The following is a 17353-nucleotide window of genomic DNA, read 5'->3' as shown; positions in this document are numbered from 1 at the left end:
GCCTGCTAAAACTTATAGTGTTCTTTGCTCAGTCCGTATTTTCTCATGCGTAAATAGAGTTTTTTACGCGGGATTTGTAAATACTCCGCGACTTCATTAATACGCCCCTGATGGATATTTAGCGCTTCAGTAATGATCTGCCGCTCGTACTCGTCGACCCGACGATCGAGCGGTGTCGGTTGAGGCAAATGCAGTTGCGGATTCGCGGTTTCAGCCAGTGGCAATAGCCCAACGGCAAAAAGCTCGGCGGCATTGGCCAGTTCCCGAACATTGCTTAACCACACGCGACGCCGCATACCTTTTAGTAATTCCCCGTCAATCTCAGGCACAGGATGGTTCAGACGCAGACAGGCTTTCTGCAGATAATGGCGAAACAGCGGTTCAACATCATCCGGGCGCTGAGACAACGGCTGGCAACCAATTTGCGTCATCGCAAAACAGTAATAGAGTTCGGCCACAATCTGGTTGGTTGCCGCCAGTTCCACCAACGAAGTGGCGCCAATGCCAATTAGGCGAAACGGACGTCGCTCCTGGCTTTGCAAATGCACCAGATGGTGCTGCTGTTCACGCGTCAGGCACTCAATATGGCTCAGAACCAGCGTTCCCCCTTGCGCCTGGGCAATAAGGTCATTGAGTTGTTCCGAGTTCCCGGGCGTCAGTTCACCGCGAATAAACGCTCCTTCAGCGCTGCGCCCAAGTTGATGTAAATAACGGGCCCCGGTCATACGCCCGGTTCCCGGCTCGCCATAAAACCAGACGGCAATATCCGTTTCCGCCAGTTGCCGTAAACGCTGGCGATACTGATTAACCCAGTCACTGTAGCCGACCAGTTCAACTTGTAGCTTTTGCTGGCAATAGTGACGACGTGCAATCACAGATTTTCTCTGACGCAACGCATCCTCTACCAACACCAGCAGTTTGCCAGGATCAACCGGTTTTTGCAGAAAGTCCCACGCCCCTTTCTTCACCGCGTCCACCGCCATCGGAACATCGCCATGCCCGGTGATCAACAGGATCGGAAGCTGATTATCATCCTGATGAAACAACGTCATCAGGTCGATTCCATTACAGCCAGGCATACACACATCGCTCAGGACAATCCCTGGCCAGTCGGCCTGCAACCAATTTCGGGCATCAAAAGGGTTACTGCATGCGAATACATGATATCCCTCCTGTTCAAGCAACAGGGTGTAAGCGTCGAGAACATCGGCATCATCATCAATAAGCAGAACAGAATATTCATCACTCAACATCGTTTACATCCGTCAGATTAAATTGCAGAACGACACAGGCATTGCGCCCCGGGGTTGACGCCAGGCGCAGTTCGCCGTTCATTTGCATCATTAACGATACACAAATCGATAAGCCAATACCGAGGCCAACATCCTTACTGGTGGTAAACGGTTTTAACAGTGATGGCAATAATGCCCCAGGCCAGCCGGGGCCGTTATCGCTGATAAATACGCACAACCGGCCGCCTTCGGTCTGCCAGCGAACATCTATTTTCGCCGCTACCGGACAGGCATCCAGCGCATTTGCCAGGACGTTTACCAGCACCTGCTGAATACGCACTTCATCACCAGCCACCCACACGCTACGGTCTGGGAGCGTCAGCGTACCCTGCTGTGGCTTATGCCGCATGGACAACAGTTCCCAGGCAGCGTTGAACGTTTGTCGGAGATCGACCGGATGCAGAGGCGTACCTGGCTCGGCCCGGCGCGCAAACTGACGCAGCGAACGGATAATGGCATCAATGCGAGTAATCAGTCCCTCCGCTTTGGTTAATGTGCTTCTGGCCTGAGCGGATTGCCCCTGTTCAATTGCCCTCCCCGCCGTAAACAGGTACATCGACAGCGCATTCAGCGGTTGATTAATCTCGTGCGCCAGCGTGGTCATAGTCTGGCCGACCACCGCCAGTTTTGCGGTTTGGATCAGCTCATCCTGCGTTGCGCGAAGATCGGATTCAATCTCTTTGCGCTCAGTCACTTCCTGCTCCAGCTGATTTTTTTGCGCGCTCAACTGGCCCAGAGTATGGCGCAGCAAGCCTGCGATACGCCCCAGTTCATCGCGTCCATATACCGGGATAGTGGCATCCGTTCTGCCAAGACCAATTTGCACCACGGCCTGGTTGAGCGCAGTAAAACGTTTCACCAGACGCGAACGAATGAAGTAGTGATTAAGCCCCCAGGCGAGAAGTAGCGCCAGCAGCGTCGCCAGCAGGATAAGTCCACCGCTGACACGAACAATTTGTTCCAGCCGTTGATTAAACGTCTGCATTTGCTGATGGCTACTCCCCAGTTGCGCTTCAAGCAGTGTTCGAAAGCGCCCAAGTGTGGCCTCTCTGGCATGGCTGGCATCAACGAGCGCTTTTTGCGCGGCGACATAATCGCGCATGGTATCGGGCATTTTATTTTTCATCATCCCGATTTCCAGCAGCTCATCGATAGTTTGTCGCAGTGTGATAGTGCTGGGCCAGTCATCAAGGGTACGGATATTTTCATCCGCCGTTTTCTTCAGATTTTCCAGGTAGCGGATGTGATTCTCCACCAGCATTCCGTCGTCGCTGCCCGATTTCAGTTCATTAAGCCTGTCGCGTAAATCATCAACGATCTGGTTTTCAATTCTTGCCAGGGTGTAAACCTGCTGCTGCTCGTTTTGCACCTCTCGGGCACGTTTGAGATACAGCGCCGCATCACCATTTTTGGCCTCGATTTGATCCAGCAACGTCCCCTGCTGCCAGGTAAAATCCTGCACCAGTGAATTCAGCTCAGTAGTAAAATCATCATGTAGCCAATCAATACGCGCGGAAAGTTCGCTCACTTTTTCGCGTACAAGGAACATGTTGTAGAGCACCCGGTCCAGTTCTGCCATCAGCGCCCGGCTGTCTTGCAAAATCACCGCCAGCTGCTGCTGTTCTGCTGGTTGTAACCCCCTGCTCAGCACTTCGATTTTATCCAGATGCGAGATTATCTGATTGCGCAGTTGCAGCCTTACCGTCGTATTGGGAGCCAGCAGGAATTCATTAAGCTGGTCCACAACCAGGTTGAGATTCCCTTCAATCAAAAAAGCGGAATGCACGCGCGGGAAGTAATCATCAAGCGAATAGCGTATCTGCGAGCTCTGCTCATGCCAGGAGTACAAACTGACGCAGCTTACGCTCAACGTCAGTAATGCGCCCGTCAGAAAGGCTCCTCGCAGACTGCTGCTGATGCTGAGCTGACGCAGACGGTGCAGTATCGATCCACCTTTCATTTTAATTCTTCCAGTTTTGATATCGCCTGACGCTGATTTTTAAGAAACCAGAGCTGCCACTCCATCATCTGCTGTTCGGCAACGCTTTTATTATCAAACTGCGCAAGCCAGGCTTCATCTTCACTACTTTTGGCATCTATCGGAACGCTGGTCAGTAAGGCTCTGATTTCGGGTAGCGGGCGTTTCAGGCGAGCTTCCGCACTGTATAGCGCCCGCCATGCATCCTTTAGTTGCGCAAGACGAAAACTGATTGCGGTATCAAACATCCGCTGCACCAACTGTTGCCGCTTAAGGATCAGCCGATAATTAAGCGCAGGCTGGTTCATTAAAATAGCCTGCTGAGCAGCGCGGGGATTATCAGATGCGAGCTGCGTTACCGGGTATTTCCCCGTATTAGCATCCGCAAGGATCCGCTGTCCCTCCGGGCTTAACAAATAGCGGATAAAACGACGCGCTTCATTGGGGTGCTGGCTGTTATTGAGAACAGCAACATAGGTTGGCGATACTGCCGAGCGTGGAAAATAGGTAAACGCCAGGTGAGGATCGTTAAGCAACAAGTTAGCATAATTATCAATGACCGGCCCCGCAACGCCAAGGCCGCTCTTAATTTTGTCGGCTACGCCAAAACTGCGTGATGAAATCGTCACCAGATTTCCAGCACTCGCCAGTAATGTCGCCCAGCCCTCTTCCCACCCTTTTTGCTGTAGCAACGACTCAACCATCAGATGGTTGGTATCGGAACGCGACGGGCTACTCATTAACAAAGCGTTCTGATATTTAGGATGCGTTAAATCCCCCCAGTCAGCAGGAGGCGACAAATGACGCGCCGCCAGCGCAGAACGGTTAATCAATAGGCCAAAACCAGATATCGCAACAGCCACGGAGGTAGAACGAATCGAGTCCGGCACCAGCCGCTGGCTTTCCGGCAGCACATTATCGAAGGGCGCCAGCTTCTGATGCTCCTGAAGATGCTGCAACAGCATGGGCGACGAGGTCAAAATCAAATCGACGTTCTCCGCATTGGCAGTATCAAGCAGTTGTTCCAGTGAACTGCTGGTCCGGTTTAATGTGCGAATCATCACCGACCCCGGTTCCGTCTGCCAACGCTGAATAATCCAGGCCGTTGCCCCCGGTGAAAAGGTTGTCGCCATTACCAGCTCTTTACCCTGCGCCAGATAACTCACCGACAGCGACATAAAACAGAGCAAGATCGCCCAACAACGCCCCCGGCCCAAAAGTCTGTTTGTGATCCCGTTCATAAATACCAACATGTGCAAAAAATAATATTGAGACAAAACTTACCCGTTTATCACTGCCAGAGGGAAGAATAAGGTTATTCGTAGAATAACCAAACGGAAAGTGACGGCATCGGTAAAGAATACCCGAAAATGCAGCCTGAATTTGTTAATATCCGCACACGCTGATGATAAAAACGTCCGTAAAAGAATAGAATTTAAAATCCATTATTTAAAAAGAGTCAAAATCAGCCACGCAATCCACAAATTGTGTCAATAGTGACTCATTTCATCAACTTGAGTTTCTCTGCCGTCTATTTCACTCTTTACTGCGAAAAATCCTGATATTCACATCAATATAAATTTAGGTGATGATATGTTATCAATATTTAAAGCAGGGCCAGCGGCAAATAAAGTCCCGGCGGAGAAAGTCCAGGAAACTTATGGCCGATACCGCATTCAGGCATTACTCAGCGTATTTCTTGGCTATCTTGCGTACTATATTGTGCGCAATAACTTCACGCTCTCAACACCGTACCTGAAGGAACATCTGGATCTCAGTGCCACACAAATTGGTCTACTCAGCAGCTGCATGCTTATTGCTTATGGGATCAGTAAAGGCATTATGAGCAGCCTGGCAGACAAGGCCAGCCCTAAGGTCTTTATGGCATGCGGCCTGATTCTGTGCGCCATTGTAAACGTCGGTTTAGGATTCAGTACCGGATTCTGGATTTTTGCCGCTCTGGTCGTTTTCAACGGTTTATTCCAGGGTATGGGCGTTGGCCCTTCATTTATTACCATTGCCAACTGGTTTCCACGTAAAGAACGTGGGCGCGTTGGCGCATTCTGGAATATCTCTCACAATGTTGGCGGTGGTATTGTTGCCCCGATCGTGGGTGCCGCCTTTGCCATTTTGGGGAGCGAGCACTGGCAAAGTGCCAGCTATATTGTTCCGGCCGGTGTGGCCGTCCTGTTCGCTTTTATTGTGCTAATGTTGGGGAAAGGTTCACCGCGCCAGGAAGGCTTACCGGCTCTGGAACAAATGATGCCGGAAGAAAAAGTCGTATTAAATTCCCGACACGCTGTCCAGGCACCAGAAAATATGAGTGCCTTCCAGATCTTCTGCACTTATGTGCTGCGTAATAAGAATGCCTGGTATGTTTCACTGGTAGATGTCTTCGTCTATATGGTGCGTTTTGGCATGATTAGCTGGTTGCCTATTTATCTGTTAACCGAAAAACATTTTTCGAAAGAGCAAATGAGCATCGCTTTTCTGTTTTTTGAATGGGCGGCAATCCCTTCCACATTACTGGCGGGTTGGCTTACCGATAAACTGTTTAAAGGCCGTCGCATGCCGCTGGCCATGATTTGTATGGCGCTGATTTTCGTCTGTTTGATCGGCTACTGGAAAAGTGAATCCCTGCTGATGGTCACTATTTTTGCCGCCATTGTGGGTTGCCTGATCTATGTTCCACAGTTCCTCGCTTCTGTTCAGACGATGGAAATCGTCCCCAGCTTCGCAGTGGGGTCAGCGGTAGGTTTACGCGGATTTATGAGCTACATTTTTGGCGCGTCGCTGGGAACCAGCCTGTTTGGCGTAATGGTCGACAAAATGGGATGGCATGGCGGATTCTATCTGTTGATGGGTGGGATTGTCTGCTGCATCCTGTTTTGCTACCTCTCTCATCGTGGCGCGCTGGAGCTTGAACAACAGCGAAAAAATGCTCAGCACGAGGAAGCCTCACTCCAGTTGGCGGATGCCCGGTAATTCATTTCGCTCTCACAAAAAAGTGCCAGCGATGCTGGCACTTCAATAACTCAGATAAATAAAAAAGCTCAACGTGATAATTTATTGCTAAACGTAACATTCCAAATTATTGCTTACCGTAACCCACCATAAAGCGAATAATCAAACCGCAAGCAGGAGCAAGAAACAGGAATAACCCGGTTACCATTTCGTTACCATTGGTCAATCGCATAGTAAAAAAGTAAATTAATGCCGTAAGGATGGCCATGCCGAGAAAAGCGCTGATTGACGCCGCAGCGCCCATAACCTGCCAGATATAGCAACTGACGCACAAAATGCTCAGAGCGAGAAAGATCCAGAAATAGAGCATAGCGATACCTCCTGTTTGCCGTAAACTTAACGTAAGTCCTTACACTCCCTTAACTTTATATTCTAAGACAATTCCTATCCTCGTGCAATTTCAGCAACATCTTAGTTACAAAAATCCTTCACCTGCATACTATTACTCTCTCGGGCAGACATTTATTTAATCTGCATAAAAACAACGGATTATATATAGGTTAATTTTTGTTCTTAATCGCCTTAAAAACATTTACGAATCTTGAGTAATTATTTCTGGCTGACATTAATTTTCGGGTGTACATTGTGCGTCCGATCATTCATGCCCCCTCGTGGTTTTGTCCTGACTCAGTTTTACACTCTTTACAGGAACCAATGTCGTTCATGGCGGCCTAACGATCAGTACAGAGAGTAAAGCGAAAGACAAAGAATCTTCGCGATACATCTATTTCGTATCAACAACAGGTGCTTATGTTCCCCCAATGTAAATTTTCACGCGCGTTTTTGCATCCGCGCTACTGGCTCACGTGGTTTGGTGTTGGAGTGCTCTGGTTACTGGTACAGCTTCCCTATCCCGTATTGTGTTTTCTTGGTACCCGTACAGGAACGCTGGCTCGTCCATTTTTAAAACGCCGTGAATCTATTGCACGTAAAAATCTCGAACTCTGTTTCCCAAATTTGTCGCAGGAAGAAAGAGACAAACTGGTCGATGAGAATTTCCGTTCACTCGGCATGGGGCTACTTGAAACAGGTATGGCCTGGTTCTGGCCGGACCGTCGGGTGCGTAAATGGTTTGATGTAGAAGGACTGGACAACCTGAAGCGCGCCCAGTTGCAAAATCGTGGCGTGATGGTTGTCGGCGTACACTTTATGTCGCTTGAGTTGGGTGGCCGCGTAATGGGGCTTTGTCAGCCAATGATGGCGACCTATCGCCCGCACAACAATAAGTTGATGGAGTGGATCCAAACCCGTGGTCGTATGCGCTCCAACAAGGCGATGATCGGCAGAAATAATCTGCGTGGTATTGTCGGTGCTCTGAAAAAAGGAGAAGCCGTATGGTTTGCCCCCGATCAGGACTACGGTCGTAAAGGAAGCTCGTTTGCCCCCTTCTTTGCCGTCAAAGATGTGGCAACCACCAACGGTACTTACGTGCTGTCGCGTTTGTCGGGTGCAGCGATGCTGACCGTAACCATGGTGAGAAAAGCAGATAACTCAGGTTATCGCCTGTTCATCACGCCTGAAATGGAAGGTTACCCGGCTGATGAGTGCCAGGCAGCGGCCTATATGAATAAAATTATCGAAAAAGAGATCATGCGCGCCCCCGAGCAGTATCTCTGGATCCACCGTCGCTTCAAAACGCGCCCGATGGGTGAAGCCTCGTTGTATATCTGAAAAGAAAGGCCGCAAGGCCTTTCTTTTTTTCTACGGCTGAATTACTTCACGCCCCATTTATTGTGGAGTTCAGTCATTCGTTCGTTATAGCTTCGGGCAATGCAGGCTGGCTCATCATCCTTCTCCTTCCAGCACTCGTTGCGTCCTTTGATCCAACCGCGCTGCTCTGCTTTTAACATCGGATCATTCTTCGATTTAGCCAGTGCCTGTTTAAAAATTTCGTTCAATTTCAGATCCATTGCAGAGAGCGATGGGCTCTGGCAAATAATATCTTCCGCACTTCCCTTTTGAACAGCAGAGCAGGAGTAAGACGGACCAGCGTTGGTCGATTTTTTCGCTGGAGAATAATCAATATTATCCTCCGGCAGGCAAACCCCGTGCTTACGATTAGGTCCAGTCCAGGATACGTCCGGATTTCCGTCATCTTTGCGGGAGATAGAAACGGTATTTTTACCACTTGTCGCCTCCCAATAGTTTTTATTGAAAGCCTTCACCGTCGCCTTCGCGCCATCAATCCAGACATTGCCTTTACCATCACTATTCACACCACCAATACTTGCGCAGCTGAAATTGAACGCCAGCGGCGAGGCCGCCATCGACGTCAACGGCGTAAGAGCGAGTGCTAACATCATTAACCTGGTCATTTTTAACCTTTTCATTATTAAATTCCGCGAAAAATTAACCGCATTAACATCATGGCGATATGAGAACTATCCGAGTAAGCATTCCGTCGCTCAATAGCAATTTATTACCGAAAGAAATTAAACTGTCGCCGAATCACGACACTTGTAAGTTATTAAAATTAAATAAAAAAATGCCTCTTGTCTCACCTCATTTTTAGGCGTACATTAGCGCCGTCTGGAGCATTAAAGCTCAGAATTCTGAGGTGATGCAGCCAAGTAAACGAGGGGAATTCTCCATTTCGTTTATGCGTGCATCAGCTCTCTGTCAGGTAAGCATATGTTCATTTAGACATACCCAAGGTATGCGGAGAGATGAAAAGTGAAATATTTCTTTATGGGCATTTCTTTTATGGTCATCGTTTGGGCCGGTACTTTCGCCCTGATGATCTAAATTAAAAGACGCAGCAAAAAACAGGAGCCATAAGGCTCCTGTTTGCATTTTGGGGGAACATTCGGTCAGTCGGTACTTTCAGAAGTCGATTTTGCACTGGTCGGTAACAGGCCATCTGCGCGGAACATTGCTTTGATACCGCGAATAGCCTGGCGGGTACGGTCACGGTTTTCAATCAACGCAAAACGCACATGCGTATCACCATAATCACCAAACCCAATCCCCGGTGAAACACATACCTTCGCTTCGTTCAGCAGTTTCTTGGCAAACTCAAGTGACCCCATCCCGGCGTATTGCTCTGGAATTTTCGCCCAAACGTACATCGAGGCTTTTGGCACCTCGACCATCCAGCCAGCTTCATGCAGCCCTTTGACCAGCACATCACGACGACGTTTATATTGCTCTGCAATATCTCGCACGCACTGCTGATCGCCTTCCAGCGCGGCGATAGCCGCAACCTGTAACGGTGTAAAGGTCCCGTAATCGTGATAGCTCTTAATTCGCGCCAGCGCGTTCACCAGCGTTTTGTTGCCCACCATAAAACCGATACGCCATCCCGCCATGTTGTAGCTTTTCGACAGGGTGAAAAATTCAACTGCGACATCGCGAGCGCCCGGTACCTGCATAATCGACGGCGCTTTCCAGCCGTCGTAGACAATATCGGCATAGGCAAGATCATGAACCACCAGCACGTCATAGCGTTTAGCCAGAGCCACAACTTTTTCGAAGAACTCCAGCTCGACGCATTGCGCAGTCGGGTTCGACGGGAAACCTAAGATCATCATCTTCGGTTTCGGATAGCTTTCGCGAATCGCGCGCTCCAGCTCATTAAAGAAATCGACGCCTTCGACCAGCGGCACAGATCGTACCTGCGCGCCGGCAATCACCGCGCCATAAATATGGATGGGATAACTTGGGTTGGGTACGAGGACCGTATCACCGTGATCGAGCGTTGCCAGCATCAGGTGCGCAAGTCCCTCTTTGGAACCGATGGTCACAATGGCTTCGGATTCAGGATCGATCTCAACGTCATAGCGTTCCTGGTACCAGCGGGAAATCGCCCGACGCAGACGCGGAATACCGCGAGAGGTGGAATAACCGTGCGTATCCGGGCGCTGCGCTACGGTACACAGTTTTTCAACAATGTGAGGAGGCGTGGCCCCATCCGGGTTCCCCATGCTGAAGTCGATAATATCTTCGCCGCGCCGACGCGCAGCCATCTTCAGTTCAGCCGTGATGTTAAAAACGTACGGGGGAAGGCGATCAATACGCGTAAAGCGACGTTCAGGGCGGGAGTCAGCCATAATATCCTCAGATTAACGTTAGCGCCCGGACCGTCCGAGCGACGCTGCCACGATGGTGGCACGTTTAGAAAATAGCCTGAATAATTTCCTTCTGTCGAGAGGCAAAACAAAATATTTTTTCCTGACAAAAAAGAGGAACAACATAGTAAAATGAGGAAATATTCATTTTCACAACCCGCTTAAAATTACCATCATTTAACATTTTGTTGTTAAATACATTACCTTGAACGCAGCGCTGACAGGACAGGTATTGTAAATACAACAATCATGCAACAATCCCCTTTTAATATTATGGTTTTTCCTCATTAGGCACAGGCTGCGTGGGCACTGGTCATCCTGGCCCAGGTTACCTATCATAGAGGTTTAACCCTTGCGCAAGAGTCACCCGTGCACGAAATATTCAATATGCTGCTGGCGGTATTTGACCGGGCAGCACTGATGCTGTTCTGTCTGTTTTTCCTGATTCGTATCCGCCTGTTCCGCGAACTGTTGCACAAATCAGCCCACTCCCCAAAAGAGCTGCTCGCCGTTACCGCGATTTTCTCAATGTTTGCCCTGTTCAGTACCTGGTCCGGCGTACCGGTTGAAGGCTCACTGGTTAACGTGCGTATTATCGCGGTCATGTCAGGGGGGATTCTGTTTGGCCCGTGGGTCGGTATCATTACGGGCCTCATCGCGGGTACCCACCGCTATCTGATCGACATCGGCGGCGTCACCGCCCTGCCCTGTTTTATCACCAGTATTCTGGCAGGCTGTATTGCCGGGTGGATCAACCGTAAGATCCCTAAAGCACAGCACTGGCGAGCTGGCATTTTAGGCGGAATGCTTTGCGAATCCCTGACGATGATCCTCGTCGTCGTCTGGGCCCCCTCTACCGCACTGGGACTGGATATTGTCTCAAAAATCGGTATCCCAATGATCCTGGGCAGCGTCTGCATTGGCTTTATCGTCATGCTAGTGCAAAGCGTGGAGGGCGAGAAAGAGGCCAGCGCCGCGAAGCAGGCCAAGCTGGCGCTGGATATTGCCAACAAAACCTTGCCGCTTTTTCGGCAGGTTAACAGCGAGTCGCTCCGCCAGGTATGCGAAATTATTCGCCATGACATCCATGCGGACGCCGTCGCAATTACCAATACCCAGCACGTTCTGGCCTACGTTGGCGTGGGGGAACTTAACTACCGTGATAACGATGATTTCGTCAGTCCTACCACGCAGCAGGCGATCAATTACGGAAAAATCATCATTAAAAACAATGATGAAGCGCATCGCACACCGGAAATACACTCCATGCTGGTGATCCCGCTGTGGGAGAAAGGCGTTGTCACTGGTACGCTAAAAATCTACTACTGTCACGCCCACCAGATAACCTCCTCGCTGCAGGAAATGGCTATTGGCCTGTCGCAAATTATCTCGACTCAGCTTGAAGTTTCCCGGGCGGAACAGCTACGCGAAATGGCAAATAAGGCAGAGCTACGCGCACTACAAAGTAAAATAAATCCCCATTTCCTGTTTAACGCCCTGAACGCAATTTCGTCGTCGGTGCGACTTAACCCGGACACCGCACGCCAGCTCATTTTTAATTTGTCGCGTTATCTTCGCTACAATATCGAATTAAAAGACGATGAGCAGATCGACATCAAAAAAGAGCTGTATCAAATCAAGGATTACATCGCCATCGAACAAGCGCGTTTTGGCGACAAACTAACGGTTATTTATGATATCGATGAAGAGGTAAGCTGTTATATTCCCAGCCTGCTGATTCAGCCGCTGGTAGAAAACGCTATCGTCCATGGGATTCAGCCCTGCAAAGGGAAAGGTGTGGTCACCATCAGCGTGGCGGAGTGTGGTAACCGGGTTCGTATTGCTGTGCGGGATACGGGCCACGGTATCGATCCAAAAGTGATTGAACGGGTCGAATCCAATGAAATGCCGGGCAATAAAATTGGTCTGTTGAATGTGCACCATCGCGTTAAGCTGCTCTACGGTGAGGGATTACATATCCGCCGTCTGGAGCCAGGCACTGAGATTGCCTTTTATGTACCGAATCAGCATTCGCCCGCAGCCGCACCGGCCACATTGTTGCTTTAACCAGGAGTGAAGTCGTGAAAGTCATCATTGTTGAAGATGAATTCCTGGCCCAACAGGAACTGAGCTGGCTGATAAAAGAGCACAGCCAGATGGAGATTGTCGGCACGTTTGACGATGGTCTGGACGTGCTGAAATATCTCCAGCACAACCGCGTTGACGCCATTTTTCTGGATATTAATATTCCCTCGCTGGACGGCGTATTGCTGGCACAAAATATCAGCCAGTTCGCGCATAAACCCTTTATTGTGTTTATTACCGCGTGGAAAGAGCACGCCGTTGAAGCCTTCGAACTGGAAGCTTTTGACTACATTCTGAAGCCGTACCAGGAATCACGCATTGTCAGCATGCTGCAAAAGCTGGAAGCCGCCTGGCAACAGCAGCAAACGGGAACTTCGCCCGCCAGTCCGGTGGCCCGCGAAAACGATACGATCAACCTGATCAAAGATGAGCGGATCATCGTGACCCCGATCAACGACATCTACTACGCAGAAGCCCATGAAAAGATGACATTTGTCTACACCCGGCGCGAATCGTACGTGATGCCGATGAACATCACCGAATTTTGCAGCAAACTGCCGGCTTCGCATTTCTTCCGCTGCCACCGCTCGTTCTGCGTGAATCTGAATAAAATCCGCGAGATCGAACCCTGGTTTAATAATACCTATATTTTGCGCTTAAAAGATCTGGAATTTGAAATCCCGGTTAGTCGGAGTAAAGTGAAAGAGTTCAGACAGTTAATGCACTTATAGCGCAGAGAAAGAGCGATGAAAGAGCCAGGCCTTCCCGCAGACCAACAGTTTTTCGCCGATCTGTTCAGTGGCCTGGTGTTAAACCCACAGCGTCTGGGGCACGTGTGGTTCGCAACCCAGCCCACCACGTTACCGACCGGCAGTTTATGTATTGATCTTCCGCGCCTTGATATCGTGCTACGTGGGGAATACAGCAACCAACTGCAAAAACAGCAGCATAACCTGGCAGAAGGCGACATGCTGTTTATCCCGGCGAAAGCGGCCAATCTGCCCGGCGGCGACAAACCCGTGATGCTGCTGAGCCTGGTTTTTTCTCCGGCATGGCTGGGACTCTCTTTTTACGATAATCGAACCGCATCGCTGCTTCGTCCGGTACGCCGTATTGAGTTACCCCATCCACAGCGCGGCGAAGGCGAGGCGATGCTCACCGCATTAACGCATTTAAGCCGGTCTCCTCAGGCCCAGGATATCATTCAGCCGTTGGTGCTTAGTCTGCTGCATCTGTGTCGTAGCGTGGTGAATACCCGCCCAGACACAGAGCGCCCACGCGCTGAATTTCTCTATCATAGTATGTGTAATTGGATACAAGATAACTATGCCCAGCCGCTGACTCGCGAAAGCGTGGCGCAGTTTTTTAATATCACACCCAATCACCTGTCAAAAGTGTTTGCCCAGCACGGCACTATGGGGTTCGTCGAGTATCTGCGGTGGGTAAGAATGGCGAAGGCGCGCATTATCTTGCAGAAATACCATCTGTCGATTAGCGAAGTTGCACAGCGGTGTGGATACCATGACAGTGATTATTTCTGCCGCCTGTTCCGGCGTCAGTTTGGCCTGACGCCGGGAGAGTACGGCGCGCGTTTTCAGTCAGCGCGTTGATTATGTCAACACCTGCCAGGGCCGCCGCATCTTTGCTTTATGGTGAGTCGTTACAGCCGATGTCTGTGTGTTTAGCCCAATTGACCATTCCCTGGAAATCAACAATCACCACGGATTCATCGCCAACCACCCAGGCATCATGGCCTGGAGGAATGCGCGACAGCTCACCGGGCTTACAATCAAATTCGCTGCCATCATCCATTTTTACCCGCAGCACACCGGAAACGTGGTACTGAAAATGAGGGGCTTCGCAACTCTTCGTTCCAGCGATAGGTTGAACTGACGTAGACCACCGCCAGCCTGGCTCCAGGACAGCACGGCCGACGATTGCACCTCCCACATCGAGAAGCTCCAGTCGCCCGTGAGGGAACTCACGAACTTCGTCTGGAAGACCAAATGACTTCACTTCTGCTTTGTCCATTGCGCACCTCCTTAGGTTGATTACGCGCATGGCCGCTCTTAAATTATATCAGCAGCGGTCATTTATTGTACGATTCGTAATCTCAGCCAGGATCGTTGTAAAATAACGGCCTTTAGCTAAACCCTGCAGGCTTACTCAATAAAGTGAATATACGATGAAGAACAGACGTGCACTCTCCCTGATGTGTTTTCAGATGCTGGAATCAGGTGCGGATCGTCGGACCGTGAAAAGAGCCCTGACCTCCCGCCGTGTTAAAGGTCGCCAGGCGGTAGTTCTGCTCTGCAAGCAAGAGATGACGCTGTTGAGGGCCGGGAAACTACCGTTCTCTGATTGATAATTTCCCTTTCTGACCCGCTTATCCACTCTTGCTGTCAAACTTAAAACGTCAGTTCTGCCTCCAGCAGCGCAAGAATGCTCTCAGCATTTTCAGCGGCAAACAACGACTGGCGGAACTGCTTGTTCACCAGCTTGCGCGCCAGCTGCGAGAAGACCTTCACGTGGTTTATGCCTTCATCGGCACCCAGCGTCAGCATGATCACCAGTTCCACATCACCCATATCAGACTGCCAGTCAACGGGCTGCAGAAGCCGGGCAATGCTGATGCTGGAATGGCGGATCCACTGGGATTTCGTGTGCGGAATAGCCACGCCGAAGCCGACGGCGGTGGTGACGATCTCTTCGCGCTGCCAGACATCCTCTTCCAGTTCAAACGGATGTTCAGTCCGTCCATTAACGCCAAGATTGCCGCACAGGAACTGGATCACCTGCTCTTTGTTACTCAGAGATTCGCCGACAAAGATGTTCTCCAGCGCCAGCAGCGGACGCACATCTTTCTGCGGTGCAAACTGGTTTAGCAGATCTTCTATCTCCTGAGCGCTACGGCATTCGCAGGCCTGCATGGCGAGCTCACGACATGCCCGACCGTCCAGTTGACGAAGCTGGCTTTTTACCGCCGGAATACGTGGGCTGCTCATGCTCAGCTCGTCCAGCCCGAGGCCCAGAAGCAGCGGTAAATAACGTCCTTCACCGCCCAGTTCGCCGCAAATACCCACCCATTTACCGCGTTCGTGCGCCACGCGAACAATCTGCTGTAACATGCGCAGGAACGACGGCGTAATCGGGTTGTACAGCTGCGAAACGCGCGGGTTATTGCGATCAACGGCGTACAAATACTGGGTCATGTCATTTGAGCCAATACTGAAGAAATCCACCTCATCACAGAAATGGTCGATGATGTAACACACCGAAGGGACTTCAACCATAATCCCCAATGAGATTGTCGGAGCATGACGTAAGCCGTCCGCTTTCAGCGCCACCAACGCTTTTTGCAGTTCGCTTTTTACCCATAAAATCTGGTCGAGGCTGTGCACCATCGGGATCATCAGTTGCGGATTGCCGAAGGACGCCGCCCGTAAAATCGCGCGCAATTGAGTGCGAAAAAGCCCGGCAAACTCCGGATAAATCCGCACCGCGCGATAGCCCAGGAACGGATTCTCTTCCTGCGGAATATTAAGATAGCGGATGTTCTTATCGCCGCCGATATCCATGGTGCGAAAGATAACCGGCTTGTCGCCCGCGGCCAGTAAGACCTGCTGGTAGGCTTCAAACTGTTCCTGCTCATCAGGTGCGCTGTCGCGGTCCATAAACAGCATTTCAGTACGAAACAGCCCAATCCCTTCCGCACCATTGGCAAACGCTCCCGGCGCTTCCAGCGCGGTACCGATATTCGCTGCAACGTCAATACGCTGATGATCTTTGGTCAACGCAGGCTGGGCGGCATCAAGCGCCTGCCGCCGCTGGCATTCATCGGCCAGCTTCTGCGCAATCGCGTAATAGCCGCGAACGGCATCGTCTGGATTGATGGCTAATACCCCACATCGGGCATCCAGTACCGCATGCTGCCCGGAATACCGGTTAAAGGCCGCTAGCGGCAAGCCGCTAAGTACCGGAATAGCTGACGCACGGGCAAGGATCAGGGTATGCGAAGTGCGCCCCGTTTTCTCCAGGATCATGCCAGACAGATGCTGCAAATCGAGGCTTAAAAACTGGCTGGGCGTCAGATCCTCAGCAACCAGAATCGTCGGTTTATTCAGCACCAGCGCATTACGCGGTCGTCTTTCAGGCCAGGTGATGTGCAGCAACTGTTCGCTGATATCACGGATATCACTGACGCGTTCGCGCAGGTAATCACTACCGGAGGCCGACAGCTTGTCGCACACCAGCTCCATATTGGCAACAATTGCCGCCCCTAGCCCCAGATGTTGCTCCAGCATTAAGCGGCGAATATTCCCGGCAAACTCGTCATCCTGAATCAGAGACAGATGCGCGCTAAGGATGGTTTTACTCTCGCCGTCGCGCTCGCGCAGCTGCTGATTGAGCTGTTCGGCAAGCGTCGCCAGACTATGCTCCAGCCGGGTATTGTCTTCCGCACTCGCCGCAATCGCACGATAACTTTCCAGGTTATCACTCTGCCAAAGCGTGAGCGTACCTGCTCCCACGCCCCCTGCCAGCACGCTGCCGTACAGCAGGTCCGGGTTGAGGCGAATCAGCGAACGCGGCAACGGGTGCGCCGCCAGTTCCGCCGGGGTCGGCTGAACGCTATCGCTGTCAATAAACCGGTGCTGCAGGTACTCCTCCAGCGCTCGCCGGGCCTGTTCTTCATCGCGACCAGTAATGGACAGGCTGCAACTGTCGTTAAAAAGCGTTCCGGTGCCTATCAGCGCCAGCGAGCTTTTCGCATCCGCCCGCGCATTCTGGCGATGATTAATAAATACCACCTCACTTTGCCACTGGCTGCATTGTTCTTTCAGCTCCCACGCCGGACGCGCATGCAGACCATTGGGTAACGGGCAAAGAAATTGAATCGTTAGCATAAC

General features: G+C 50.9%; 15 protein-coding genes. 7 read left to right on the top strand and 8 right to left on the bottom strand.

Features of this window, described 5'->3' with window-relative positions:
- Positions 1-5: 5 nt before the first annotated feature.
- From pgtA to pgtC, 3 genes are read right to left on the bottom strand one after another with little or no spacing between them, the layout of a single operon-like run.
- Positions 6-1253: a two-component system response regulator PgtA gene (pgtA, locus tag GUC46_RS07160; RefSeq protein ID WP_003839279.1), complete on the bottom strand. Its 1248-nt coding sequence runs from the start codon at positions 1251-1253 to the stop codon at positions 6-8.
- The gene (gene pgtB / locus GUC46_RS07155) at positions 1243-3237 is read right to left on the bottom strand and encodes a two-component system sensor histidine kinase PgtB (protein ID WP_174775180.1); all 1995 of its coding nucleotides are present in this window, start codon (positions 3235-3237) and stop codon (positions 1243-1245) included. Before pgtB ends, pgtA begins: the two co-directional genes overlap by 11 nt.
- Before the next feature lie 11 nt (positions 3238-3248).
- On the bottom strand, positions 3249-4448 hold the full coding sequence (gene pgtC, locus GUC46_RS07150) for a phosphoglycerate transport regulator PgtC (RefSeq protein ID WP_103414868.1): 1200 nt from the start codon (positions 4446-4448) through the stop codon (positions 3249-3251).
- A 415-nt stretch (positions 4449-4863) separates the two neighbouring features.
- On the opposite strand from pgtC, the gene pgtP reads away from it, so the two are divergent.
- A complete protein-coding gene (pgtP, locus tag GUC46_RS07145; protein WP_049016330.1) occupies positions 4864-6255 on the top strand; it encodes a phosphoglycerate transporter PgtP in 1392 nt (463 codons plus the stop codon).
- Positions 6256-6361: 106 nt separating this feature from the next.
- On the opposite strand, the gene GUC46_RS07140 is transcribed toward pgtP, so the two are convergent.
- A complete protein-coding gene (locus GUC46_RS07140) occupies positions 6362-6604 on the bottom strand; it encodes a YfdY family protein (RefSeq protein ID WP_003028231.1) in 243 nt (80 codons plus the stop codon).
- Positions 6605-7044: 440 nt separating this feature from the next.
- On the opposite strand from GUC46_RS07140, the gene lpxP reads away from it, so the two are divergent.
- The gene (gene lpxP / locus GUC46_RS07135; RefSeq protein ID WP_003845019.1) at positions 7045-7965 is read left to right on the top strand and encodes a kdo(2)-lipid IV(A) palmitoleoyltransferase; all 921 of its coding nucleotides are present in this window, start codon (positions 7045-7047) and stop codon (positions 7963-7965) included.
- A 41-nt stretch (positions 7966-8006) separates the two neighbouring features.
- On the opposite strand, the gene GUC46_RS07130 is transcribed toward lpxP, so the two are convergent.
- Positions 8007-8624 carry a lysozyme inhibitor LprI family protein gene (locus GUC46_RS07130; protein ID WP_032948015.1) on the bottom strand — a complete coding sequence of 206 codons (618 nt, stop codon included), beginning with the start codon at positions 8622-8624 and terminating at the stop codon, positions 8007-8009.
- 343 nt (positions 8625-8967) lie between these two features.
- Between GUC46_RS07130 and ypdK the strand changes: the two genes are divergently transcribed.
- Positions 8968-9039, top strand: coding sequence for a membrane protein YpdK (ypdK, locus tag GUC46_RS07125; RefSeq protein WP_010723117.1), 72 nt, complete (start codon positions 8968-8970; stop codon positions 9037-9039).
- 65 nt (positions 9040-9104) lie between these two features.
- Here ypdK and alaC read toward each other — a convergent pair whose 3' ends face one another.
- Positions 9105-10343, bottom strand: a complete 1239-nt coding sequence (gene alaC / locus GUC46_RS07120; RefSeq protein WP_003028236.1) for an alanine transaminase — start codon at positions 10341-10343, stop codon at positions 9105-9107.
- Between the two features lie 387 nt (positions 10344-10730).
- Between alaC and GUC46_RS07115 the strand changes: the two genes are divergently transcribed.
- The 3 genes from GUC46_RS07115 to GUC46_RS07105 are packed head-to-tail and all read left to right on the top strand — an operon-like array spanning position 10731 to position 14056.
- A complete protein-coding gene (locus tag GUC46_RS07115) occupies positions 10731-12428 on the top strand; it encodes a sensor histidine kinase (RefSeq protein WP_003028239.1) in 1698 nt (565 codons plus the stop codon).
- Positions 12429-12442: 14 nt separating this feature from the next.
- Positions 12443-13177: a two-component system response regulator YpdB gene (ypdB, locus tag GUC46_RS07110; protein ID WP_032936528.1), complete on the top strand. Its 735-nt coding sequence runs from the start codon at positions 12443-12445 to the stop codon at positions 13175-13177.
- Between the two features lie 15 nt (positions 13178-13192).
- On the top strand, positions 13193-14056 hold the full coding sequence (locus GUC46_RS07105; RefSeq protein ID WP_003839254.1) for an AraC family transcriptional regulator: 864 nt from the start codon (positions 13193-13195) through the stop codon (positions 14054-14056).
- A 37-nt stretch (positions 14057-14093) separates the two neighbouring features.
- On the opposite strand, the gene GUC46_RS07100 is transcribed toward GUC46_RS07105, so the two are convergent.
- The gene (locus GUC46_RS07100) at positions 14094-14477 is read right to left on the bottom strand and encodes a cupin domain-containing protein (RefSeq protein WP_003028244.1); all 384 of its coding nucleotides are present in this window, start codon (positions 14475-14477) and stop codon (positions 14094-14096) included.
- 154 nt (positions 14478-14631) lie between these two features.
- On the opposite strand from GUC46_RS07100, the gene GUC46_RS07095 reads away from it, so the two are divergent.
- Complete coding sequence (locus tag GUC46_RS07095; RefSeq protein ID WP_071524306.1) at positions 14632-14811, top strand: hypothetical protein; 180 nt, start codon at positions 14632-14634, stop codon at positions 14809-14811.
- 43 nt (positions 14812-14854) lie between these two features.
- Here the strand turns inward: GUC46_RS07095 and ptsP are convergent, their stop codons facing one another.
- Positions 14855-17350 (bottom strand): phosphoenolpyruvate--protein phosphotransferase, encoded by a 2496-nt coding sequence (gene ptsP / locus GUC46_RS07090; RefSeq protein ID WP_160179980.1) that lies wholly within the window; start codon positions 17348-17350, stop codon positions 14855-14857.
- Between the last annotated feature and the right edge of the window lie 3 nt (positions 17351-17353).

Source organism: Citrobacter sp. LUTT5, from assembly GCF_009905315.1.
Taxonomy (GTDB): domain Bacteria; phylum Pseudomonadota; class Gammaproteobacteria; order Enterobacterales; family Enterobacteriaceae; genus Citrobacter; species Citrobacter freundii.
The sequence above is the reverse complement of the archived record's forward strand: the minus strand, read 5'-3'. Positions and strand labels throughout refer to the sequence as shown.